Origin of the sequence: Flavobacterium celericrescens (assembly GCF_011392075.1) — a bacterium.
Taxonomy (GTDB): domain Bacteria; phylum Bacteroidota; class Bacteroidia; order Flavobacteriales; family Flavobacteriaceae; genus Flavobacterium; species Flavobacterium celericrescens.
This window is the reverse complement of the sequence record NZ_JAAJBV010000007.1, coordinates 15,441-36,803: the sequence shown is the minus strand read 5'-3', so window position 1 is coordinate 36,803 and position 21,363 is coordinate 15,441. Positions and strand designations below refer to the sequence as shown.

At 32.0% G+C, this 21,363-nt stretch carries 27 protein-coding genes; 3 read left to right on the top strand and 24 right to left on the bottom strand.

The window, feature by feature from the left end:
- Positions 1-6: 6 nt before the first annotated feature.
- The 4 genes from G4L40_RS09935 to recR form a co-directional block, all read right to left on the bottom strand.
- On the bottom strand, positions 7-990 hold the full coding sequence (locus tag G4L40_RS09935) for an SDR family oxidoreductase (protein WP_166237043.1): 984 nt from the start codon (positions 988-990) through the stop codon (positions 7-9).
- A gap of 7 nt (positions 991-997) precedes the next feature.
- Entirely contained in the window at positions 998-3,454 is a 2,457-nt protein-coding gene (locus tag G4L40_RS09930) for a polysaccharide biosynthesis tyrosine autokinase (protein WP_166237042.1), read from the bottom strand.
- 6 nt (positions 3,455-3,460) lie between these two features.
- Positions 3,461-4,246 carry a polysaccharide biosynthesis/export family protein gene (locus tag G4L40_RS09925; protein WP_166237041.1) on the bottom strand — a complete coding sequence of 262 codons (786 nt, stop codon included), beginning with the start codon at positions 4,244-4,246 and terminating at the stop codon, positions 3,461-3,463.
- A gap of 140 nt (positions 4,247-4,386) precedes the next feature.
- Entirely contained in the window at positions 4,387-5,004 is a 618-nt protein-coding gene (gene recR, locus G4L40_RS09920; protein ID WP_166237040.1) for a recombination mediator RecR, read from the bottom strand.
- Positions 5,005-5,095: 91 nt separating this feature from the next.
- Here recR and G4L40_RS09915 point away from each other — a divergent pair, with 91 nt between their 5' ends.
- A complete protein-coding gene (locus G4L40_RS09915; RefSeq protein WP_166237039.1) occupies positions 5,096-6,592 on the top strand; it encodes a sodium:solute symporter in 1,497 nt (498 codons plus the stop codon).
- On the opposite strand, the gene G4L40_RS09910 is transcribed toward G4L40_RS09915, so the two are convergent.
- Positions 6,589-6,945 carry a CoA-binding protein gene (locus G4L40_RS09910; protein WP_235922635.1) on the bottom strand — a complete coding sequence of 119 codons (357 nt, stop codon included), beginning with the start codon at positions 6,943-6,945 and terminating at the stop codon, positions 6,589-6,591. The genes G4L40_RS09915 and G4L40_RS09910 overlap by 4 nt on opposite strands.
- A gap of 110 nt (positions 6,946-7,055) precedes the next feature.
- Between G4L40_RS09910 and G4L40_RS09905 the strand changes: the two genes are divergently transcribed.
- Positions 7,056-7,697 (top strand): MarC family NAAT transporter, encoded by a 642-nt coding sequence (locus G4L40_RS09905; protein ID WP_166237037.1) that lies wholly within the window; start codon positions 7,056-7,058, stop codon positions 7,695-7,697.
- A 155-nt stretch (positions 7,698-7,852) separates the two neighbouring features.
- On the opposite strand, the gene ctlX is transcribed toward G4L40_RS09905, so the two are convergent.
- The 3 genes from ctlX to G4L40_RS09890 are packed head-to-tail and all read right to left on the bottom strand — an operon-like array spanning position 7,853 to position 9,854.
- A complete protein-coding gene (gene ctlX / locus G4L40_RS09900; protein WP_166237036.1) occupies positions 7,853-8,788 on the bottom strand; it encodes a citrulline utilization hydrolase CtlX in 936 nt (311 codons plus the stop codon).
- Positions 8,772-8,936: a hypothetical protein gene (locus G4L40_RS09895; protein ID WP_166237035.1), complete on the bottom strand. Its 165-nt coding sequence runs from the start codon at positions 8,934-8,936 to the stop codon at positions 8,772-8,774. Before G4L40_RS09895 ends, ctlX begins: the two co-directional genes overlap by 17 nt.
- Before the next feature lie 3 nt (positions 8,937-8,939).
- Entirely contained in the window at positions 8,940-9,854 is a 915-nt protein-coding gene (locus G4L40_RS09890) for a dimethylarginine dimethylaminohydrolase family protein (protein ID WP_166237034.1), read from the bottom strand.
- Between the two features lie 163 nt (positions 9,855-10,017).
- Here G4L40_RS09890 and G4L40_RS09885 point away from each other — a divergent pair, with 163 nt between their 5' ends.
- Positions 10,018-10,389 carry a hypothetical protein gene (locus G4L40_RS09885; RefSeq protein WP_166237033.1) on the top strand — a complete coding sequence of 124 codons (372 nt, stop codon included), beginning with the start codon at positions 10,018-10,020 and terminating at the stop codon, positions 10,387-10,389.
- Positions 10,390-10,442: 53 nt separating this feature from the next.
- Here the strand turns inward: G4L40_RS09885 and G4L40_RS09880 are convergent, their stop codons facing one another.
- The 16 genes from G4L40_RS09880 to rplF all read right to left on the bottom strand — a co-directional run bounded on the left by G4L40_RS09880 (position 10,443) and on the right by rplF (position 21,356).
- Positions 10,443-11,726: a citrate synthase gene (locus G4L40_RS09880; protein WP_166237032.1), complete on the bottom strand. Its 1,284-nt coding sequence runs from the start codon at positions 11,724-11,726 to the stop codon at positions 10,443-10,445.
- Positions 11,727-11,892: 166 nt separating this feature from the next.
- Positions 11,893-13,188, bottom strand: a complete 1,296-nt coding sequence (eno, locus tag G4L40_RS09875; RefSeq protein WP_166237031.1) for a phosphopyruvate hydratase — start codon at positions 13,186-13,188, stop codon at positions 11,893-11,895.
- Between the two features lie 101 nt (positions 13,189-13,289).
- Positions 13,290-14,399 carry a glutamine-hydrolyzing carbamoyl-phosphate synthase small subunit gene (carA, locus tag G4L40_RS09870; protein ID WP_166237030.1) on the bottom strand — a complete coding sequence of 370 codons (1,110 nt, stop codon included), beginning with the start codon at positions 14,397-14,399 and terminating at the stop codon, positions 13,290-13,292.
- Positions 14,400-14,532: 133 nt separating this feature from the next.
- Positions 14,533-15,015, bottom strand: coding sequence for a 50S ribosomal protein L17 (rplQ, locus tag G4L40_RS09865; RefSeq protein WP_026725622.1), 483 nt, complete (start codon positions 15,013-15,015; stop codon positions 14,533-14,535).
- Positions 15,016-15,075: 60 nt separating this feature from the next.
- Positions 15,076-16,068 (bottom strand): DNA-directed RNA polymerase subunit alpha, encoded by a 993-nt coding sequence (locus tag G4L40_RS09860; RefSeq protein WP_166237029.1) that lies wholly within the window; start codon positions 16,066-16,068, stop codon positions 15,076-15,078.
- Positions 16,069-16,089: 21 nt separating this feature from the next.
- Positions 16,090-16,695 (bottom strand): 30S ribosomal protein S4, encoded by a 606-nt coding sequence (gene rpsD, locus G4L40_RS09855; protein WP_166237028.1) that lies wholly within the window; start codon positions 16,693-16,695, stop codon positions 16,090-16,092.
- 84 nt (positions 16,696-16,779) lie between these two features.
- On the bottom strand, positions 16,780-17,163 hold the full coding sequence (rpsK, locus tag G4L40_RS09850; protein ID WP_008254446.1) for a 30S ribosomal protein S11: 384 nt from the start codon (positions 17,161-17,163) through the stop codon (positions 16,780-16,782).
- Positions 17,164-17,174: 11 nt separating this feature from the next.
- Positions 17,175-17,549, bottom strand: coding sequence for a 30S ribosomal protein S13 (rpsM, locus tag G4L40_RS09845; RefSeq protein ID WP_008254460.1), 375 nt, complete (start codon positions 17,547-17,549; stop codon positions 17,175-17,177).
- A gap of 2 nt (positions 17,550-17,551) precedes the next feature.
- Complete coding sequence (gene ykgO / locus G4L40_RS09840) at positions 17,552-17,668, bottom strand: type B 50S ribosomal protein L36 (protein WP_002987490.1); 117 nt, start codon at positions 17,666-17,668, stop codon at positions 17,552-17,554.
- A 10-nt stretch (positions 17,669-17,678) separates the two neighbouring features.
- Entirely contained in the window at positions 17,679-17,894 is a 216-nt protein-coding gene (gene infA, locus G4L40_RS09835) for a translation initiation factor IF-1 (RefSeq protein WP_014387717.1), read from the bottom strand.
- 5 nt (positions 17,895-17,899) lie between these two features.
- The gene (gene secY / locus G4L40_RS09830; RefSeq protein WP_166237027.1) at positions 17,900-19,246 is read right to left on the bottom strand and encodes a preprotein translocase subunit SecY; all 1,347 of its coding nucleotides are present in this window, start codon (positions 19,244-19,246) and stop codon (positions 17,900-17,902) included.
- Between the two features lie 13 nt (positions 19,247-19,259).
- A complete protein-coding gene (gene rplO, locus G4L40_RS09825; protein WP_166237026.1) occupies positions 19,260-19,712 on the bottom strand; it encodes a 50S ribosomal protein L15 in 453 nt (150 codons plus the stop codon).
- Between the two features lie 12 nt (positions 19,713-19,724).
- Complete coding sequence (rpmD, locus tag G4L40_RS09820; protein ID WP_166237025.1) at positions 19,725-19,907, bottom strand: 50S ribosomal protein L30; 183 nt, start codon at positions 19,905-19,907, stop codon at positions 19,725-19,727.
- A 13-nt stretch (positions 19,908-19,920) separates the two neighbouring features.
- The gene (gene rpsE / locus G4L40_RS09815; RefSeq protein ID WP_166237024.1) at positions 19,921-20,445 is read right to left on the bottom strand and encodes a 30S ribosomal protein S5; all 525 of its coding nucleotides are present in this window, start codon (positions 20,443-20,445) and stop codon (positions 19,921-19,923) included.
- Positions 20,446-20,451: 6 nt separating this feature from the next.
- A complete protein-coding gene (rplR, locus tag G4L40_RS09810) occupies positions 20,452-20,802 on the bottom strand; it encodes a 50S ribosomal protein L18 (protein ID WP_073583312.1) in 351 nt (116 codons plus the stop codon).
- Positions 20,803-20,813: 11 nt separating this feature from the next.
- On the bottom strand, positions 20,814-21,356 hold the full coding sequence (gene rplF / locus G4L40_RS09805; protein WP_166237023.1) for a 50S ribosomal protein L6: 543 nt from the start codon (positions 21,354-21,356) through the stop codon (positions 20,814-20,816).
- Positions 21,357-21,363 lie beyond the last annotated feature (7 nt).

Here is a 21,363-nt window from a genome sequence, read left to right as displayed (position 1 = left end):
ATAAATTTATTTTTTTAAATTATTCCAATACCAATTTACCGCTTCTTTCAAACCATCTCTCATGGAGAACTTTGGTTGGTAATTTAGTAGTTTTTTTGCTTTTTCAATACTTGCTAACGAGTGAGGAATATCTCCAACTCTATTTGCTCCATAAATGATGGGAACATTCGCGATTTCTTCATCATGTTTTGACAAAAACTCTTTTAATGAATTTACTAACTCATTTAAAGTTGTTCTTTCACCAAAAGCAGTATTATAAACTGTATTTATTGCCTCTGGATTTTCTGTCAACATAGCCAATTCATTCATTTGAATCACGTTATCGATGTAAGTAAAATCTCGAGAAAAATTACCATCACCATTAATAACTGGACTTTCATGATTTAAAAATTGGGCTACAAATTTAGGAATTACTGCTGCATAAGCGCCATTTGGATCTTGATTTCTTCCAAAAACGTTAAAATAACGCAATCCTATTGTTTCAATTCCATAGGTTTTACTAAACACATCTGCATACAATTCATTTACATATTTAGTAACAGCATAAGGCGAAAGTGGTTTTCCAATAACCTCCTCAATTTTTGGTAATTTTTCAGAATCACCATAAGTAGATGAACTTGCAGCATATATAAAACGCTTAACATTTGCATTTCTGGCAGCTGTCAACATGTTTAAAAATCCCGAAACATTTACCGCGTTTGAAGTGATAGGATCATTAATTGAACGAGGCACACTACCCAATGCAGCTTCATGAAGTACATAATCAATTCCTGAAACTGCTTTTTCACAAGTTTCAAAATTTCTAATATCTCCTTCAATCAACGTGAAATTTGGATTAGAAAGTAAATGCTCAATATTGTATCTATGTCCTGTAGAGAAATTATCTAAGCAAACCACGATATTGTTTTCTAAAAAATAGTTACAAAGATTTGAACCGATAAAACCCGCTCCACCTGTAATCAATATTTTTTTATCAACTATTCTTGTCATTTGCTTCTTATTTCTTAAATTTTTCAAGAATTTTTTTCCAACCTTTTGGTTCTATTTTATCATCATGATAACCTTCTCCATAAGCTCCATACCCGTAACCGTAGCCATACCCATAACCGTAACCATATTTTGCTTTGTTTTGAAAACCATTAAAAAGGACACTAATATTATGTAATTCACCGCGTTTATGTTTCTCATTTACAACGCTTAACATTCCTTTTTTGGTAAAACTTTGTCTTGTTACATAAAGTGTTGCATCACAAAAATGTGCCAATTCTAATGCATCAGAAACCAAACCAACTGGTGGAGTATCCAAAATTATGTAATCATATTTTTGTTTTAATTCTTCAATCATTTCCGCCATAGACTCTCCCATTAATAATTCTGCTGGATTAGGAGGAATTGGTCCTGAAGGAATCACATCTAAAAATGGAATATGTGTTTTTTGAACAACTTCATCAATTGTTTTTTGTCCAATAAGATAATTCACGACCCCAGTTATATTATCAATATTAAAATCTCCAAAAATTCTAGGTTTTCTTAAATCTAAACCAACAATTACTGTTTTCTTTTCGCTTAAAGCAAAAACTGTAGCTAAATTGATAGAACAAAATGTTTTACCTTCACCACTCACTGATGAGGTTAGCATTAATATTTTTGCTCCTTCTTTTTGTTGTTTTTTATACAAAAACTGAAGTGAAGAACGAATGGCTCTAAATGATTCTGCCAAAGGTGATTTTGGTTTTTCAAAAACGGATAAGTTGTTGTCTGTATTCTTTTTCCCAATGACACCAATTACAGGAATTTTTGTTAATTTTTGAATATCTTCAACACTATTAATATTATTATCTAAAAGCGTAATAATAAATACAATTACTAATGGGATTAAAAAACCTAAAAGCGCAGCTAAAATATAGTTAATACTTGTTTTTGGACCTCTTAGTCCGCCTCCAACGTCTTTTGCTCTATCTAAAAAATTGATATCAGAAATATTAGCTGCTTTAACAATTTCAGCCTCGCTTCGTTTTTCTAGAAAAGTGCTATAAATTTTGTCTTTTAGATTGTATTTTCTAGTGATTTTTAAATGTTCTTGTTTTTGTTCAGGCAATAAACTCGCTTGGCTTTCTGCAAGACCTATATTTTTATTTACAATTGATAAATCAATCATCAAAGCACTTTTTGAGCTAGCAATATTTTCTAGAAGCACATTTTTAACAGCCTCCATTTGCACATCAAAATCAGTAAACATTCCTTTATTTTTTACTGAATATGCCATTTTTGAACGTTCAGCAGAAAGTTGGATTAATCTTGAAACATTTCCAATAATATTTGGATCATCAATCCCAGCAACAGTTGGAGCAGGTAATTTAGAATAATCTGTACTTTTGACTAAATAATTTTTTAAAAGATTGTAATAAGCAATTTTTCTATCAATTTCATCTTTTTGAATATCATAAGTTGATAGCTTTTCAGAAAGTATTGAACCACCTTCTTCTTCTAAGTCAAAAACATTTTTACCTTTTCTAAATGCCTTCAACTCGCCTTCTGCATCTTTTATTTGACCTTCCATTTCAACTAATGTACTATCAATAAAATTAATGGTATTATTAGCAAAAAGATTTTTACTGTCTAATTGATTTTTTCTTAAAACATCAACTGTTGCATTTAAATATTCAACCAATCGATACTTATTTGAGCCTTCAAGTTGCAGTCTTACAACAGATAAAGCTTTTACATCCGCAGAAACATCAATTCCTCTGTAAGCACCTACAGTTGCATTAAAATCGTCAAATTGCAAATAATATTCAGCATTTACATAATCAAAAGCTTCTGGTTTGACTTCAACTATTAAATGTAAAAATGGAAGGTTAATTTGCTCCCCAACTTTAAATACTTTTTTAAATTCTTTATTTCCAACAGCAAAATTAGTTGTAGACAAATCAGCATAATGCATCAACGGAACCGAAGTTGCTTCTTCAAAATCTACGCTAATTTCAAACTGTGTTGGACTAACAAATTTAACTTTGATAGGTCTTGCAAAAAGTTGTCCTTTACTTTTATCAATTTTTACATAGAAAGGAACTTCTCCATAGGCATCTTGAAAATAGTATTTACCTTTTCTTAAATACTTGATATAATATTGCAATTTATCAACAACAACTTCATTATGTGAACGAGATTTTAAGGAAGTAATAATGGTTTGCACTTTATCTGATGTTCCTCCCCAATTGAAAACTAAACTTGTATTTGAAGTAAAAAATGGATTATTTTGATCTTCAACTACAATTAAAGATTCCATTCCATAAATCTTCTCCTTTCTAATATTTACATTATATGCAATTAGAAAAGTTATTATCAAAGATAATACAAACCACTTCCAATAACTTAAAATTTTTAAAAGAAATCCTTTAAAATCAAAGCTGTTTTGTGACTCAAAAAAATTAAAATCTTTTGTATCTAACATAATTAATTATAGATTTTTACTTAACAGAATTGCAGTGGTTACCAATGAAAGTGCTGAAACTATAGTTGCTACAGTTTGTACTCCTGTAGTTCCTGTTCCCCATGATTTTTGTTTCAATGGTTTAACGATGATATAATCGTTTGGTTGAATATAAAAATATGGAGAATTCATAGATTTTGCATCTGTTAAATCTATAGAATGCGTTTCAAAACCATGAGGAAATTTTCTAATAATCTGAACCTCTTTTCTATTTCCGGTAATTGTAATATCTCCAGAATTTGCGATTGCCTCCATAATTGTTGCTCTATCTTGATATAAAACATTTGTACCTGGTGAACCTATTTCGCCATTGATAGTATAACGCAATCCAGCTAATTTAACTGTTACAAAAATATTAGCTTCCGCTTTAAAATATTCGTCCAATAATTGTTTTTCGACTTTTTGTCTTATCTCATCTAAGGTAAAACCTAATACGTTTAATTCTCCTAAAACTGGAATTCTAATGTTACCATGATCATCAACCGTAAAGCCTTTAAAATATAGTCCTTGTTGAGAAGTTTCTGTCGAACCCGATTCTGATGGATTAAACATATCGACCAATTTTTGATCAAGTGCTTTTATTGAAATGGTGATAATATCGTTTGTTTGAACTCGATATGGCTTTGAAGCTTCTTGAGTTACTTCAATTGCACTAGAATTTGTACCTTTATTTTGTAGATAAACCAAATCTTTATTTGGAATACAAGACGCAAATAAAGAAGCAATTATAGCAAAAACAATTATTTTTTTCATCAGATAAATAACATAAAAGTTAGGGAATTTATTTTACTTAGCTATAAAACTAAAAAACCTATACTATTTTAGGAAACAAATATAGTTTTTACAATTAAAATAACGAAGTGATTATAACAATTTGATGCAAATTTCATCAATTATTGCTTGATTGAAGTTTCAAATGGAATTCTGTTTAACAAACTTCTACCTAAAGTAACTTCATCTGCATATTCTAATTCGTCACCCACAGCGATTCCGCGTGCTATTGTAGAAGTTTTGATTTGATACTCTTTGATTTGTTTATAAATGTAAAAATTAGTTGTATCTCCTTCCATTGTTGAGCTTAAAGCAAAAATAATTTCAGAAATAGTTCCTTCTTTTACTTTTTCAACTAATGATGTAATTTTCAGTTGACTTGGACCAACTCCTTCAATTGGAGAAATTTTGCCTCCAAGCACATGATAAACGCCTTTGAACATATTTGTGTTTTCAATAGCCATTACATCTCTAACATCTTCAACAACACAAATAATTGACTTATCTCTCGCAGGATTTGAACAAATTATACAAACTTCGGCATCAGAAATTGTATGACACTTTTTGCAAAATTGAATGTCTTTTCGCATGTTTTCTAGTGCAGTTGTAAGTTCCTCAGTTTGCTCTACAGGTTGTTTTAATAGATGTAATACCAATCGTAATGCCGTTCTTTTACCAATTCCTGGCAATTGAGACATCTCGTTGACCGCATTTTCTAATAATTTTGAAGGCAATTCCATGGTACAAAAGTAACAAATTTTGAGGTTTAGATAATTTGATTTTTTGAAGATTATTTATGTAAATTGCCACCAACAAAAATTAATATAAAAAATGAGTCCATTTGCAATTTTATCATTAATCATAATTTACTTTGGTTTATTATTTATCATCTCCCATTTTGTAAGTAGAAAAGATAGTGGAAATGAAGCTTTTTTTAAAGCAAATAAAAACTCAAAATGGTATTTAGTTGCTTTTGGAATGATAGGAACAGCACTATCTGGCGTAACTTTTATTTCGGTCCCTGGCGAAGTAGGAAATCCTGATTTGCAATTCAAATATTTTCAGTTTGTACTTGGAAATGCTATTGGTTTTTTAATTATTGCTAAAGTACTATTACCACTGTACTATCGCATGAATTTAACTTCAATTTACGGTTATATTGAACAACGCTTAGGAATAGTAAGTTACAAAACGGCCGCTTCTATTTTTTTGATTAGTAGAACAATTGGCTCGGCATTTAGATTATACTTAGTAGTTATTGTTTTACAACGTTATGTTTTTGATTATTACAAAATTCCGTTTGCTCTAACAGTATTGATTTCATTAGCATTAATATTTGCATACACCTATAGAGGTGGATTAAAAACAATCATTATTACAGATACTTTACAAACTTTTTTCTTAGTTTCTTCGGTATTTTTAACCATTATTTTTATTTGCAAAAGTTTAGATTTAAGCTTTTTACAAGCCTTTGAAACTGTAAAAGAAAGTCAATATTCAAAAGTTTTCTTCTTTGAAGATTTTTTAAAAGGAAATTATTTTTGGAAACAAGTTTTGGGTGGAATTTTTGTAACTATTGCTATGGTTGGGCTTGACCAAGACTTAATGCAAAAGAATTTGAGCTGTGCTACTATAGGCGAGGCACAAAAAAACATGTTCACCTTTACCGGAATTTTTGTAATTATCAATATTTTCTTTTTGAGTGTTGGTGCCCTTCTTTATTTATTTGCAGAAAAAAACGGCATTCAAGTTCCTGTGGTTGATGGTGTTGCTAGAACAGATTTTTTATTTCCTGAAATTGCTTTAAAATCATTAGGGTTAATTCCCGCAATAGTTTTTTTATTAGGATTAACCGCGGCTACTTTTGCTACAACCGATTCTGCTTTAACAGCTTTAACTACCTCTTTTTGCGTTGATTTTTTAGGCATGGACAAAAGTGAAAACTTAAATAGTCCAAATATTGTTCGCAAAAGACATGCTGTTCACTTAGGCTTTTCGTTGTTAATGTTTTTGGTAATTGTATTTTTTAACGCTGTTAATGATGCTTCAGTAGTTAAAATGATTTTTAAAATTGCCTCTTATACCTATGGCCCACTTTTAGGATTATATGCTTTTGGTCTATTTGTAAAATCCAAAACAGTTAACGATAAATTAGTGCCTTTAATTTGTGTAATTTCACCTGCAATTTGCTTTTTTATATCTACATATTCAACCGATTTATTTGGTGATTATGTTTTTGATAATGAACTAATTATTGTAAATGGATTGATTACTTTTATAGGTTTATTTTTAATCAGTAAACCAGCAACTGGGCAAACAAAATTTTAATATTGATTTGTAGCCAATAATACTAAAGTACAAGCTACTTCATATTGAATATTATTTGCCTCAAGAAGTTTAAAAAAAGTTGGATTTTCAGTGCCGGGATTAAAAATAACACGTCTTGGTTTTAATGACAAAATATAGTCATAATATTCTTCTTGAGCTTTTGGATTCAAATATATAGTTACAGTATCAATAGCGTGAAAATCTATTTTATCTGTTTCAATTGGAATATCAAATGCCATTCCCTTTTTTGAACCTATGGCTACTACTTGATGGCTTTTATCCACTAAGTTATGAATAGCTTTATATGAATAACGCTCTTTATTGGTTGATGCTCCTAATACTAATGTTTTCATTTGAATAATATTTTTCATAAATTTAGTAAATTAAAATAATAAGTATAACTTTGAAATTACATTATTTTAATACCCTACAAAAAAATCGCTATTACATTTGCAAAAAAACTATGGAAATATTTATTTATCTATTTGCTGCTTTATTTTCTGTTCTAAACCCAATTGGAACTGTTCCAATATTTGTTGGACTTACACAAGGTTATAGTAAAGCCGAACGATCAAAAGTATCCTTATTGACATCATTTAATGTTTTTATCATATTGATAATATCCTTTTTTATTGGACAATATGTGTTAAGTTTTTTTGGCATCACAATTACTGCACTTCGAATTGCTGGAGGAATAATCATTACTAGTTCTGGATTTGGTTTACTAAATGGAAATTTCAGCAAAAACAAAGGAATTAATAAGAAGGTGCAAAAAGAGGTTGAAAATCGTCATGATATCGCATTGACACCATTAGCAATGCCAATGCTAGCTGGACCAGGATCTATTTCATTATTGATTGCCTACTATCAAGAACTAAAAGAAAGTGGAGAAGTTATCTCAACTTATGAAATTGTAAGCTCTTGTATTGCCATTTTAACAGTTGCATTTGCAATCTATATTATTTTAAGAAGTGCACACTATTTAGCAAACATTTTAGGTTCATCTGGAATTGTTGCTATTTCTAGAATCATTGGCTTTTTGACGATTGCAATTGGTATTCAATACATTATCAGTGCGGTTTTGAGTATTGTAAGAGGAATTTAATTTTTGAATTAAGAAAAAAGAATCCCAAATTCCGAATACTTCGAAATTTGGGATTCTTTTTTTTAAATTGTATTATTTCTATAGTTCTCGATACAATTTTTAAGAGCAAAAATTAGCATTTTCACTCTTAAAAACCACTCGAAATGACGGCATTATTATTCTTTAGGCAAGAAAATTTCTGCCATCATACAACGCGCGCTTCCACCACCACAAGCTTCAATGGTATCTAAACTTGAACTTACAATAGTTACATGTTCTTCTAATTGTGCAATTTGCTTTTTAGTCAAACTTTGATGTGCTGAAGCGCTCATAATTAAATATCTTCTATCATCAGTTCCTTTAACTTCTAACATATTTCCAGCGAAATTGTTTACTTGGTCTTCAGTGATAAGAATAACTTCTTTTTCATCGCCTTTCAAGCTATCTAAGACCATTTTGCGTTCTTTTTTATCATCTATACAATCTGCACAAATAACCGCAAAAGTTTCGCCTACACACATAATTACATTGGTATGATAAATGTGTTTTCTTTCTCCGCTTACCGTTTGGAAGGCTTCAAAAATTACAGGAGTAAATTCGAAATCTTCACAAAATTCGATGAATAATTCTTCATCTGCTCTTGGAGATAAGGCACAATATGCTTTTCCGTTTGCTCTATCTAAAACGATACTTCCAGTTCCTTCTAAGAAAACTTCGTCTTCTTCAGCTGAAGTGTAATCCATGATTTCGTTGATTACAAAACCTTCATCTTCCAAACGATCTAAAACATCTTCTCTTCTTTCTAAACGACGATTTTCGGCAAACATTGGATATAAAACTACATCTCCATTTTCATGAAATGAAATCCAATTGTTTGGAAAAATACTATCTGGTGTATCTGGACTTAATGTATCTTCAACTACCACAACATTTAATCCAATCATTCTTAACTTTTGAACGAAAGTATCAAATTCTTCTTGTGCTTTTGCGTTAACCGAAGTTGGTGTTAAATTATCTAATACTTTTTGGTAATAATTATTCACCGCTGTTTGTTCGTTCATACGGAATGCTACCGGACGAATCATCAATATGGAATTAGTTGTTTGGTTCATGTTTTTCTTCTTTATTTTTTTCTGATAAATCGTATTTTTTAATTACGACATTATTTTTATTTGGATTTTTAGTGTTCTTAACAACATACACTATTGCACTTACAATAATTATTGGAAAAACCACATAAAAATAGATTGTAGTAAGCATAACCTAATCTCTAATTAAAGGTAAAGTTGAACATCTTAACAAACCTTCTTGTTTTGCAATTTCTGCGTAGGGAATTTCTTCTACTGTAAATCCGTTTTCACGAAGCCAATTGTTTAATCTGGTAAAGTTTTTTTCGGAAACCACTACATCAGGAGCGATGGAAAACACATTTGAATTCATGTGATACATTTCTTCTCTCTCGATGTGAAATAAGTTTTCTTTTCCGAATAAATTTACTAAAAACATATAATCGGCTTCTTCACGGAAACCACTTTTGTAAATAATTCCTTTGTCTGTTCCAACAGGTTGAAAACAACAATCTAAATGCAATGCATTATCACGAGGTTCAATTTTCGATTTTACTAAGTCGAACTCCTTCACAATTTTATTTGGAAATAATTCTTTAATATAATTCACACCTTGCATGTTAGTTCTTGCAGTAATATAATCTTTATAATCTGAACCTTTGTACGTTCCGATAAAAATATAATCGTTCCAAGGCATTACATCGCCACCTTCGATATGAACTTCTTCTGGAGGACGCACTACTTTTTTGGGATCAATTTGATCAATAACATACTGAATTGCATCTAATTCACGCTCTCTATCTGGTAAAATATTTGCTTTAATAAAAATATCATCTATAACAAACCCAATGTCTCTTGCGAAAATTTGGTTATAATTTTCAATTATTTGTGGTCTAAAAACTTTTACATCATATTTTTGAAATACAGCGTTAAAAGCTTCCATTTCTTTAATCATATCAGCTTCTACAGGATATGTACCTGCTTTGATATGTTCTAATGATTTTGGATCATAAGCTTCTTCTATTGTAGGTGTTGGACCATTACTTAAAGCAGTTCCTAACACCACTGCCCTTAATCGTGATGTTTCGTTTTTTACATTTAATTGTAACATAACTTTAGTTTTTTGATTGCGTTTATTGGTTTCGCTAATATGGCAAATATAAAAAAAGCAAACGATATAGTTATTGCCATTTATTGGTTTATTTCACATATTCAACTTCTTGAAATTCATAATTTTTCACTACATTTGATAAGAACTTAAAAATCAAATTATCATGGGATTATCAAATTTTTTTAGCTCTCTTTTTGGAAAAGCTAAACAAACAGCAGAAAGCGCAAAAGAAAATTTAAGCGAAGTTGCAGAAAGTGTAGCAGAAAAAGCTGCCGATGTAGCAGAAGATGTAAAAGAAACGGTTGAAAATGTAGCCGAAAAAGTTTCAGGCAAACTTGAAGAAATGGGCGTACCAGAAAAAGTAAACGAATTTGTTGATGTCGCTAAAGAAAAAACCGCAGAAGCAGCTGGTTGGGTGGAAGAAAAAGCACACAACTTAAAAGAATCATTACAAAATGCAGCTGAAACTGTAGAAGATAAAGTAGAAGATTTAACAGGAAATACAGAAGAGGAAGCACAAAAACCTACTGAATAAATTCTAAACTTATAAAACAAAAATCCCACTAATTGTAGTGGGATTTTTTATGATTATCTGTCTTTTACTTCTTTGAAAGGTCGTAATGTATAACCTGTATAAACTTGTCTTGGACGACCAATTGGTTCTTTATTCACTCTCATTTCTTTCCATTGTGCAATCCAACCTGGTAAACGACCAATAGCGAATAACACTGTAAACATTTCAACCGGAATTCCCATTGCACGGTAGATGATTCCTGAATAAAAATCTACATTTGGATATAAGTTTCTTGATTTGAAATATTCGTCTTCTAAAGCTACTTTTTCTAATTGTTTTGCAATATCTAATAATGGATCATCAACTCCTAACGAGTTTAATACATCATCAGCTGCTTTTTTAATGATTGTTGCTCTTGGATCAAAGTTTTTATAAACTCGGTGACCAAATCCCATTAAACGGAACGGATCGTCTTTATCTTTTGCTTTTAAAACGAATTTAGCAACATCACCACCATTATCATGAATTTCTTGTAACATTTCTAAAACCGCTTGGTTAGCTCCACCGTGAAGTGGCCCCCAAAGTGCAGAAACTCCTGCAGAAATAGAAGCAAATAATCCAGCATGAGATGAACCTACAATTCTTACAGTAGAAGTAGAACAGTTTTGTTCGTGGTCTGCGTGTAAGATGAATAATTTATCTAAAGCAGCTACTACTTTTGGGTCAGCTTTATAAGGTCCAGTTGGCAATTCAAACATTAAGCGCATGAAATTATCAACGTATCCTTTTGTATTATCGTAGTAATTTAATGGATATCCCATTGTTTTTCTGTAAGTCCATGTAGCAATTACTAAGAATTTACCCATAGTTTTACAAACTGCATCATACATTTCTTTTTCGTTGTGAGGATTCACAGACTTAGGATTAAAAGCAGTTAAAGCACTTGTTAATGAAGCCAAAACACCCATTGGATGAGCTGTTCTAGGAAAACCATCTATGATGCTTTTCATCTCTTCACTAACTAAAGTGTACTTTCTAATATCATTTTCAAATTTTTCTAATTGTTCTGCTGTAGGAAGTTCTCCAAAGATTAACAAATAAGAAACTTCCAGAAAATCAGCTTTATCTGCTAAATCTTCTATTGAATATCCTCTATAACGTAAAATTCCTTCTTCACCATCTAAAAAAGTAATCTCACTTGTACACGACCCAGAGTTTTTATATCCAGGATCAATTGTGATAGCACCAGAGGCACTTCGTAACTTGTCTATGTCGATAGCAACCTCATTTTCAGTCCCAACAATTACCGGGAACTCATACTTTTTGCCATCAAGCTCTAATATTGCAGTTTTTGACATATAATTATAATGTGTTTTTTTGATAAATATTTATGTATTTTGCGAATTTAACAAATAATCCTCGAACAATAAAGAAAATTATTATAATTTATGGTTAAATAATATACATGAAAAAATCCTGCTATAAATAAATTATAACAGGATTTTAAAAATATTATTAAAATATTTATCTTTTTATTTTAAAAGCATTTACGCCAGGAAAATAAGCCACATCTGCTAATTCTTCTTCAATGCGTAATAATTGATTGTATTTTGCCATACGATCTGAACGAGAAGCCGAACCCGTTTTGATTTGTCCACAGTTCAAAGCAACTGCTAAATCTGCAATCGTGTTATCTTCTGTTTCTCCAGAACGGTGTGACATTACCGAAGTATATCCAGCGTTATGCGCCATATTTACAGCTGCAATCGTTTCTGTTAACGTTCCGATTTGGTTTACTTTAATTAAAATAGAATTCGCAATTGATTGACTTATTCCGCGAGATAATCTTTCTACGTTTGTTACGAATAAATCGTCACCCACTAATTGTACTTTATCACCGATTTTCTCTGTTAATAATTTCCATCCTTCCCAATCGTCTTCATACATTCCGTCTTCGATAGAAATAATTGGATATTTTTCCGTTAATTCTGCTAAGTAAGAAGCTTGTTCTTCAGAAGTTCTGATTTTTCCTGTTTCACCTTCAAATTTAGTGTAATCGTATTTTCCGTTAACATAAAATTCAGAAGCTGCACAATCTAAAGCAATCATTACATCATCACCAAAAGTGTAGCCAGCATTGGTAACCGCTAATTTGATTGAATCTAAAGCATCTTCAGTTCCTCCAGCTAAATTTGGAGCAAATCCACCTTCATCACCTACTGCTGTAGATAAATTTCTGTCGTGTAATACTTTTTTTAAGTTGTGAAAGATTTCAGTTCCCATTTGCATAGCGTGAGTGAAATCTTTTGCTTTCACAGGCATAATCATGAATTCTTGAAACGCGATTGGAGCATCAGAATGTGAACCACCGTTGATGATATTCATCATCGGAACTGGCAATGTATTCGCAGAAACACCTCCAACGTAACGATATAACGGCATTCCTAATTCATTAGCCGCAGCTTTTGCAACCGCTAAAGAAACACCTAAAATAGCATTAGCACCTAAGTTTGATTTGTTTGCTGTTCCGTCTAATTCAATCATCATTTTGTCGATTAAATTTTGCTCAAAAACCGACATTCCTACAACCGCTTCAGCAATTTTTGAATTTACATTTTCAACCGCTTTCATTACACCTTTACCCATGTAAGCTTTACCACCATCACGAAGCTCCACCGCTTCATGTTCGCCTGTAGAAGCACCACTTGGCACAGCTGCTCTTCCTAAAATTCCGTTATCTGTAACTACATCAACTTCAATTGTTGGATTTCCACGAGAATCTAAAATTTGTCTAGCGTGAACTTTGATAATTATACTCATTTTATATTTTTTTTAAGTTACTATCTTTTGAATAATAACAAATTTATAATTTAAACTACAATGATTTTTAAAAACTCTAAAAACTTATAAACGATAACGTTTTAGTTGCTTGCAGTTTTTATATTTTCAATAAATTGGTCAAATAAATAGCTTGAATCATGTGGTCCAGGGCTAGCTTCTGGGTGATATTGCACTGAAAAACAGTTTTTCGATTTCATTCTCATCCCTGCTACAGTTCCGTCATTCAAATGCTCGTGAGTTAATTCGAAATCAGGATGCTTGTCTAATTCTTCTCTTACGATAGCAAAACCGTGATTTTGAGAAGTAATTTCACCTTTTCCTGTAATTACATTTTTTACTGGATGATTGATTCCACGATGGCCGTTGAACATCTTATATGTTGAAATTCCGTTGGCTAAACCAATAATTTGGTGCCCTAAACAAATCCCAAATAATGGTTTATTCTCATTTAAAATTTGACGTGCAACTTCTTGAGCAGTTTCTAATGGCTCCGGGTCACCAGGTCCGTTTGATAAGAAATAACCATCCGGATTAAATGCTTTCAAATCCTCAAATGAAGCGTTATATGGGAAAACTTTGATATAACAATCTCTCTTAGCCAAATTTCTGAGAATATTTGTTTTAATTCCTAAATCTAAAGCTGATATTTTATATTTAGCCGATTGTTCACCAAAGAAATATGGTTCTTTAGTAGATACTTTAGAAGCCAATTCCAAACCATTCATATCTGGAACATTTGCTAATCTTTCTTTTAATTCTTCAATCGGAGTTCCATCCGTACAAATAACCGCATTCATTGCACCGTTATCTCTGATATAACTTACCAATGCTCTTGTATCAACATCGGAAATTACAATAAGATTTTGCTTGTTTAAATAATCAAATAAACTTTCAGTTGCGTCTTCGCGTGAAAAATTAAAGCTGAAATTTTTACAAACTAATCCTGAAATTTTCACTGAATCTGATTCTACTTCTTTCTCATTCACACCATAATTTCCAATGTGCGCATTGGTAGTAACCATGATTTGACCGAAATAAGAAGGATCTGTAAAAATTTCTTGATACCCTGTTGTTCCTGTGTTAAAAGCGACTTCACCAAAAGTTACACCTTCAATTCCGATTGATTTTCCGTGAAAAATAGTACCGTCTTTAAGAAGTAAAACGGCTTTAGAACGATTGTTGTATTTCATTGTGTTGTGTTGTTGTGAATGCAAATTTAGTTATAAAAGTTGTTTTAAGAAAATGTTTGATTCGTAAAACCAAAAAAAAAGGATAAACTTAAAAAAGTCTATCCTTATTATTTTTACATGAATGATATCATGATTATTCTGTAGCTTCAGTGTTTTCAGAAGTTTCAGCTGCTGGAGCTTCAGGAGTACCTTCAGCTTTTTTAGCTTTTCCACGACGAGTCGTTTTCTTAACTTCTTTTTTACCACCATTATACAATGTGTTGAAATCTACTAACTCAATCATTGCCATATCAGCGTTATCTCCTAAACGGTTTCCTAACTTGATGATACGAGTGTATCCTCCTGGACGGTCACCTACTTTAGCAGCAACTTCTCTGAAAAGTTCTGTAACTGCATATTTGTTTCTTAAGTAAGAAAAACAAATACGACGGTTGTGAGTAGTATCTTCTTTTGATTTTGTAACTAATGGTTCAACAAATTGTTTTAAAGCTTTCGCTTTAGCAACAGTAGTGTTGATACGTTTATGTTCGATTAAAGAACAAGCCATATTAGCTAACATAGCAGCTCTATGTCCTTTTTGTCTACTTAAATGATTGAATTTTTTTCCGTGTCTCATGACGTCTATTATTTATCTTCATCTTGCTTCAATCCTTTCGGAGCGCAAAATATGAAGCAATTATTCTTTATCTAACTTGTATTTAGTTAAATCCATTCCGAAAGTTAGGTTTTTATTTGCCACTAACTCATCTAATTCAGTTAATGATTTTTTACCAAAATTACGGAACTTCATTAAGTCGTTCTTATTGAAAGATACTAAATCACCTAATGTATCAACTTCAGCCGCTTTTAAACAATTTAATGCTCTAACTGACAAGTCCATATCAACTAATTTAGTTTTCAATAACTGTCTCATATGAAGTGATTCTTCATCATAAGACTCAGTTTGAGCAATTTCATCAGCCTCAAGAGTAATTCTCTCATCAGAAAACAACATAAAGTGGTGAATCAACGTTTTAGCTGCTTCAGTTAATGCGTCTTTAGGATGAATAGAACCGTCTGTAATAATTTCAAAAACTAATTTTTCGTAATCAGTTTTTTGTTCCACACGGAAATTTTCAATAGAATATTTTACATTCTTTACAGGTGTGTAAATCGAATCTGTAAAAATAGTTCCTATTGGTGCATTGTTTTTCTTGTTTTCTTCTGCAGGAACATAACCTCTACCTTTTTCGATAGAAAGCTCCATGTTCAAAGTTGTTTTGCTATCTAAATTACAGATAACTAAATCTGGATTCAATACTTGAAAACCAGAAATAAATTTTTGAAAATCACCTGCAGTAATTTTATCTTTTCCTGAAAGAGAAATAGAAACAGATTCATTATCGATATCTTCAATTTGACGTTTGAAACGTACTTGTTTTAGATTTAAGATAATTTCTGTAACATCTTCAACCACACCAGAAATTGTAGAGAACTCATGTTCTACACCTTCAATTCTTACTGATGTAATTGCATATCCTTCAAGAGAAGAAAGCAAAACTCTTCTAAGTGCATTACCAACAGTCAATCCGTAACCAGGTTCCAAAGGTCTAAATTCAAATTTACCTTCGAAATCGGTAGAATCGATCATGATAACTTTATCGGGCTTTTGAAAATTAAATATTGCCATATGTTCGACTAATGTCAATTATTATTTGTTATACAACTCAACGATTAGTTGTTCTTTAATATTTTCTGGAATTTGAAGTCTTTGAGGTACAGAAACAAAAGTACCTTCTTTAGTATCATTATTCCAAGTAATCCACTCATAAACTTGAGAAGATGCAGCTAAAGAACGGTCAATAGCTTCAAGAGATTTTGATTTTTCACGCACAGCAACTTTATCACCCGCTTTTAAGTGATAAGAAGGAACGTTTACTAATTCACCATTAACAGTGATGTGTCTGTGAACTACGATTTGACGTGCAGCTCTACGAGAAGGAGCAATACCCATTCTGTAAACAACATTATCTAAACGAGCTTCACATAATTGAAGTAAAATTTCACCTGTTACTCCAGAAGCAGCAGATGCTTTTTTAAATAAGTTTCTGAATTGTTTTTCAAGAATTCCGTAAGTGTACTTCGCTTTTTGCTTTTCCATTAACTGAACTGCATATTCAGATTTTTTACCTCTCTTTTTAGCTAAACCATGTTGCCCTGGAGGGTAATTTCTTTTTTCGAAGGCTTTGTCTTCTCCGAATATTGCTTCGCCAAATTTACGAGCAATTTTAGTTTTTGGACCAGTATATCTTGCCATTTTAAAAAAATTAAAAAAGGTAGGAATTATGAATTCAGGTCTATATCCTTCGATAATTTTAAACCTACCTATATTATACTTAAATTATACTCTTCTTCTTTTCGGAGGACGACATCCGTTATGTGGCATTGGAGTTACATCAATGATTTCTGTAACTTCAACTCCAGAATTATGAATAGATCTGATTGCAGATTCTCTTCCATTTCCTGGACCTTTCACATAAACTTTAACTTTCTTTAGTCCAGCTTCAAGAGCTACTTTACTACAATCTTCTGCTGCCATTTGAGCTGCATAAGGAGTATTCTTTTTAGAACCTCTAAAGCCCATTTTACCAGCTGAAGACCAAGAAATTACTTCACCTTTCTTATTTGTTAAAGAAATGATGATGTTGTTAAAAGTAGCATTAATATGCGCTTCACCCGAAGATTCAACGATAACTTTACGTTTTTTTGCAGTTGCTTTAGCCATATTATTACTTATTATTTAGTTGCTTTTTTCTTGTTAGCAACAGTTTTTCTCTTACCTTTTCTAGTTCTAGAGTTGTTTTTAGTTCTTTGACCTCTTAATGGAAGTCCAGCTCTATGACGAATACCTCTTTGACATCCAATATCCATTAAACGCTTGATGTTTAATTGAATTTCTGAACGCAATTCTCCTTCAATTTTGAAATAAGAAACAGCATCACGGATTGCTCCGATCTCGTCATCATTCCAGTCTTGAACTTTTTTGTCTTCGCTCACTTGAGCTTTAGCTAAAATATCTTTAGCTCTGCTTTTACCAATACCAAATATGTATGTTAAAGCAATGATTCCTCTTTTTTGTTTAGGTATATCTACCCCTGCAATTCTTGCCATAATTATCCTTGTCTTTGTTTAAATCTAGGATTCTTTTTGTTAATAACGTATAATCTTCCTTTTCTACGTACAATAATGCACTCGGCACTTCTCTTTTTAACTGATGCTCTTACTTTCATTTTAATAGCTTTAGTATCTATAAGTAATTCTTGCTTTAGACAAATCATAAGGGCTCATTTCAAGTTTTACCTTGTCACCTGGTAATAATTTTATATAATGCATACGCATTTTACCAGATATATGAGCAATTACAACGTGTCCGTTTTCTAACTCTACACGAAACATAGCATTTGACAATGCTTCTACAATTGTTCCGTCTTGTTCTATTGCTGATTGTTTTGCCATAAAAATTAAGCTACTGCTTTTCTATTTTTACCACTTTTCATCAAACCATCATAGTGTTTATTCAATAAATAAGAATTTATTTGTTGAATAGTATCTATTGCAACTCCAACCATAATTAATAAAGAAGTACCTCCATAAAAATAACCCCATGCTCCTTGTACACCAAGTAAACTTACTGCTATAGCTGGGAACACAGCGATTAAAGCAAGAAATAACGAACCTGGGAAAGTTATTAATGACATTATTTTATCTAGGTAATCTCCTGTTTCAACTCCTGGTTTAACACCTGGAATAAAACCACCACTTCTTTTTAAATCATCAGCCATTTTATTTGTTGGTACAGTAATTGCGGTGTAAAAGTACGTAAAAATTACAATTAACAAAGCAAAAACAATATTATATACCAAACCAAATGGATCATTAAACATTGCTGCTAATGAAAGTGCACTATCTGATTTTGACAAACCAGAAACTGCAGCTGGAATAAACATAATCGCTTGAGCAAAAATGATCGGCATAACACCTGATGCATTTAACTTCAAAGGAATAAACTGTCTGTTTCCTCCCATCATGTCTTGTTCAAAATCCCCAGAAACTGTACGTCTAGCGTATTGTACTGGAATTTTTCTTACAGCCATTACTAATAAAATACATGCTATAATTACTAAGAACCAAAGTATTAATTCAATAACAATCATCATCACACCACCATTTGCTTGTGTTGTTCTAGATGAAAATTCTTGAATAAAAGCCTGAGGCATTCTAGCAATAATACCAACCATTATCAATAAAGATATACCATTACCAATACCTTTGTCGGTAATTTTTTCTCCTAACCACATTGCAAAAATTGTACCTGTAACTAAAATTAGTACAGATGAAAATAAGAATGGAAAAGAGCCAGCTCCTAACATAAATGCCTCACCTGGCAATGTGTTATATAAGTTATAAATATAACCCGGACCTTGAACTAAAGTAATCAAAATAGTTAACCATCTTGTAATTTGGTTAATTTTCTTTCTACCACTTTCACCGTCTTTTTGTAATTTTTGTAAATATGGCACTGCAATTCCCATTAATTGAACTACAATGGAAGCTGAGATATATGGCATGATACCCAATGCAAATACAGAAGCTTGCGAAAACGCACCTCCTGTAAATACATTAATTAACCATCCAATACCTTCATTAGTTTGGTTTGTAAGATTTGTCAATTTAGTAGCATCAATTCCAGGAAGTGTTACTTGCGCACCAAAACGATACACTAATAACAATCCAAGAGTTAATAAAATTCTATTTTTTAACTCTTCAATTTTCCAAACGTTGATGAATGATTCTATAAATTTCTTCATTTTACTAAAAGGATTATAAAGTTACAGCTTCTCCACCAGCAGCTTCAATTGCCGCTTTAGCAGATGCAGTAAATTTGTGAGCACTTACTTTAAGTTTTGTTTTTAGCTCACCTCTTCCTAAAATCTTTACTAAGCTATTTTTTGTAGCCAAACGTGTATCAACATATACAGTAAAATCAACTGTATCTGTAACTACTCCGTTTTCTACTAATAATTGTAATGAATCAAGATTAATTCCTTGATATTCTACTCTATTAATATTCTTGAAACCAAATTTAGGCACACGTCTTTGAAGTGGCATTTGACCACCTTCAAAACCAATTTTCTTAGAATATCCAGAACGAGACTTAGCTCCTTTGTGTCCACGTGCAGCGGTACCACCTTTACCAGAACCTTCTCCTCTACCTACTCTTTTATTTTGGTTGTGAACTGAACCTTCAGCTGGTTGTAAGTTACTTAAATTCATAACTGTATAGTGTTATTTAGTTTCTTCAACAGAAACTAAGTGTTTAACTTTATTTACCATTCCAAGGATAGCAGGATTTGCATCATGCTCAACAACTTGTCCCATTTTACGAAGACCTAAAGCTTCCAAAGTTCTCTTTTGATCAAGAGGACAATTGATTTTACTTCTTACTTGTTTTACTAATAATTTTGCCATGATTTCCTGTTAATTAACCTTTGAATACTTTTTCTAAAGATACTCCTCTTTGTTTCGCAATAGTTACAGCACTTCTCATTTGTAATAAAGCATCAAAAGTAGCTTTAACAACATTATGAGGGTTCGATGAACCTTGTGATTTAGACAATACATCATGAATACCTACTGATTCTAATACGGCACGAACCGCACCACCAGCAATTACTCCAGTACCATGAGAAGCAGGCATTAAAAACACTCTTGCTCCACCAAATTTACCTTTTTGTTCATGAGGTACTGATTGTCCATGTAAAGGAATTCTAACAAGATTTTTCTTAGCATCTTCTACTGCTTTAGCAATAGCTTCAGAAACATCTTTAGATTTTCCTAATCCATGACCTACCACACCGTTTTCATCACCAACTACTACGATAGCAGAGAAACCAAATGCTCTACCTCCTTTAGTAACTTTAGTAACACGATTTACACTCACCAAACGATCTTTTAATTCAAGACCTCCTGGTTTTACAATCTCTACGTTTTTATAATTATGATACATAATTTCTTAGAATTTAAGTCCAGCTTCTCTAGCTCCTTCAGCTAATGATTTCACACGTCCATGGTATAAATACCCACCTCTATCAAAAGAGATTGTTGAAATACCTGCTTTAAGTGCTTTTTCAGCAACTAATTTACCAACTGCCTTTGCAGTTTCAACAGCAGTTCCTTGCGCAACACCTTTATCTCTCGATGAAGCTGCAACTAAAGTTGTACCGTTTACGTCGTCTATGATTTGCGCATAGATTTCTTTATTACTTCTGAATACAGAAAGTCTTGGTTGAGCAGCAGTTCCGCTTACAATCTTTCTGATTCTGAACTTAATTCTTTGTCTTCTTTCAGATTTTGTTAATGACATAGTCTTAATTTTTAAGCTGATTTACCTGCTTTTCTTCTTAGTTCTTCTCCTACAAACTTAACTCCTTTTCCTTTATATGGTTCAGGTTTGCGGAAACCTCTGATCTTCGCAGCTACTTGACCTAATAATTGTTTGTCGAATGAAGATAATTTCACTATCGGATTTTTACCTTTTTCTGATACTGTTTCAACAGTAACTTCTTTTACAACTTCTAGAACGATGTTGTGAGAGAAACCTAAAGCTAAATCAAGTTTTTGACCTTGATTAGAAGCTCTATATCCAACCCCAACTAATTCTAACTCTTTTGTAAAACCTTCAGAAACACCAACAATCATATTGTTGATTAATGCACGATAAAGTCCGTGTTTCGCTCTCTCATCTTTGTGATCTGATGAACGTTCAACGATAACATTGTTATCTTCGATTTTTACTGTTACATCAGAAAATTCTTGAGTAAGCTCGCCTAATTTTCCTTTAACTGTAACTACAGCATCTTTAACTTCTACAGTTACTCCAGCTGGAATTGCAATTGGATTTTTACCTATTCTTGACATTGTCTCG

What these genes read in the sequence shown, in the direction of transcription:
- G4L40_RS09935 (WP_166237043.1), bottom strand. Translation starts at nt 990, where the DNA reads ATGACAAGAATAGTTGATAAAAAAATATTGATTACAGGTGGAGCGGGT.
- G4L40_RS09930 (WP_166237042.1), bottom strand. Translation starts at nt 3,454, where the DNA reads ATGTTAGATACAAAAGATTTTAATTTTTTTGAGTCACAAAACAGCTTT.
- G4L40_RS09925 (WP_166237041.1), bottom strand. Translation starts at nt 4,246, where the DNA reads ATGAAAAAAATAATTGTTTTTGCTATAATTGCTTCTTTATTTGCGTCT.
- recR (WP_166237040.1), bottom strand. Translation starts at nt 5,004, where the DNA reads ATGGAATTGCCTTCAAAATTATTAGAAAATGCGGTCAACGAGATGTCT.
- G4L40_RS09915 (WP_166237039.1), top strand. Translation starts at nt 5,096, where the DNA reads ATGAGTCCATTTGCAATTTTATCATTAATCATAATTTACTTTGGTTTA.
- G4L40_RS09910 (WP_235922635.1), bottom strand. Translation starts at nt 6,945, where the DNA reads ATGAAAACATTAGTATTAGGAGCATCAACCAATAAAGAGCGTTATTCA.
- G4L40_RS09905 (WP_166237037.1), top strand. Translation starts at nt 7,056, where the DNA reads ATGGAAATATTTATTTATCTATTTGCTGCTTTATTTTCTGTTCTAAAC.
- ctlX (WP_166237036.1), bottom strand. Translation starts at nt 8,788, where the DNA reads ATGAACCAAACAACTAATTCCATATTGATGATTCGTCCGGTAGCATTC.
- G4L40_RS09895 (WP_166237035.1), bottom strand. Translation starts at nt 8,936, where the DNA reads ATGCTTACTACAATCTATTTTTATGTGGTTTTTCCAATAATTATTGTA.
- G4L40_RS09890 (WP_166237034.1), bottom strand. Translation starts at nt 9,854, where the DNA reads ATGTTACAATTAAATGTAAAAAACGAAACATCACGATTAAGGGCAGTG.
- G4L40_RS09885 (WP_166237033.1), top strand. Translation starts at nt 10,018, where the DNA reads ATGGGATTATCAAATTTTTTTAGCTCTCTTTTTGGAAAAGCTAAACAA.
- G4L40_RS09880 (WP_166237032.1), bottom strand. Translation starts at nt 11,726, where the DNA reads ATGTCAAAAACTGCAATATTAGAGCTTGATGGCAAAAAGTATGAGTTC.
- eno (WP_166237031.1), bottom strand. Translation starts at nt 13,188, where the DNA reads ATGAGTATAATTATCAAAGTTCACGCTAGACAAATTTTAGATTCTCGT.
- carA (WP_166237030.1), bottom strand. Translation starts at nt 14,399, where the DNA reads ATGAAATACAACAATCGTTCTAAAGCCGTTTTACTTCTTAAAGACGGT.
- rplQ (WP_026725622.1), bottom strand. Translation starts at nt 15,015, where the DNA reads ATGAGACACGGAAAAAAATTCAATCATTTAAGTAGACAAAAAGGACAT.
- G4L40_RS09860 (WP_166237029.1), bottom strand. Translation starts at nt 16,068, where the DNA reads ATGGCAATATTTAATTTTCAAAAGCCCGATAAAGTTATCATGATCGAT.
- rpsD (WP_166237028.1), bottom strand. Translation starts at nt 16,695, where the DNA reads ATGGCAAGATATACTGGTCCAAAAACTAAAATTGCTCGTAAATTTGGC.
- rpsK (WP_008254446.1), bottom strand. Translation starts at nt 17,163, where the DNA reads ATGGCTAAAGCAACTGCAAAAAAACGTAAAGTTATCGTTGAATCTTCG.
- rpsM (WP_008254460.1), bottom strand. Translation starts at nt 17,549, where the DNA reads ATGGCAAGAATTGCAGGGGTAGATATACCTAAACAAAAAAGAGGAATC.
- ykgO (WP_002987490.1), bottom strand. Translation starts at nt 17,668, where the DNA reads ATGAAAGTAAGAGCATCAGTTAAAAAGAGAAGTGCCGAGTGCATTATT.
- infA (WP_014387717.1), bottom strand. Translation starts at nt 17,894, where the DNA reads ATGGCAAAACAATCAGCAATAGAACAAGACGGAACAATTGTAGAAGCA.
- secY (WP_166237027.1), bottom strand. Translation starts at nt 19,246, where the DNA reads ATGAAGAAATTTATAGAATCATTCATCAACGTTTGGAAAATTGAAGAG.
- rplO (WP_166237026.1), bottom strand. Translation starts at nt 19,712, where the DNA reads ATGAATTTAAGTAACTTACAACCAGCTGAAGGTTCAGTTCACAACCAA.
- rpmD (WP_166237025.1), bottom strand. Translation starts at nt 19,907, where the DNA reads ATGGCAAAATTATTAGTAAAACAAGTAAGAAGTAAAATCAATTGTCCT.
- rpsE (WP_166237024.1), bottom strand. Translation starts at nt 20,445, where the DNA reads ATGTATCATAATTATAAAAACGTAGAGATTGTAAAACCAGGAGGTCTT.
- rplR (WP_073583312.1), bottom strand. Translation starts at nt 20,802, where the DNA reads ATGTCATTAACAAAATCTGAAAGAAGACAAAGAATTAAGTTCAGAATC.
- rplF (WP_166237023.1), bottom strand. Translation starts at nt 21,356, where the DNA reads ATGTCAAGAATAGGTAAAAATCCAATTGCAATTCCAGCTGGAGTAACT.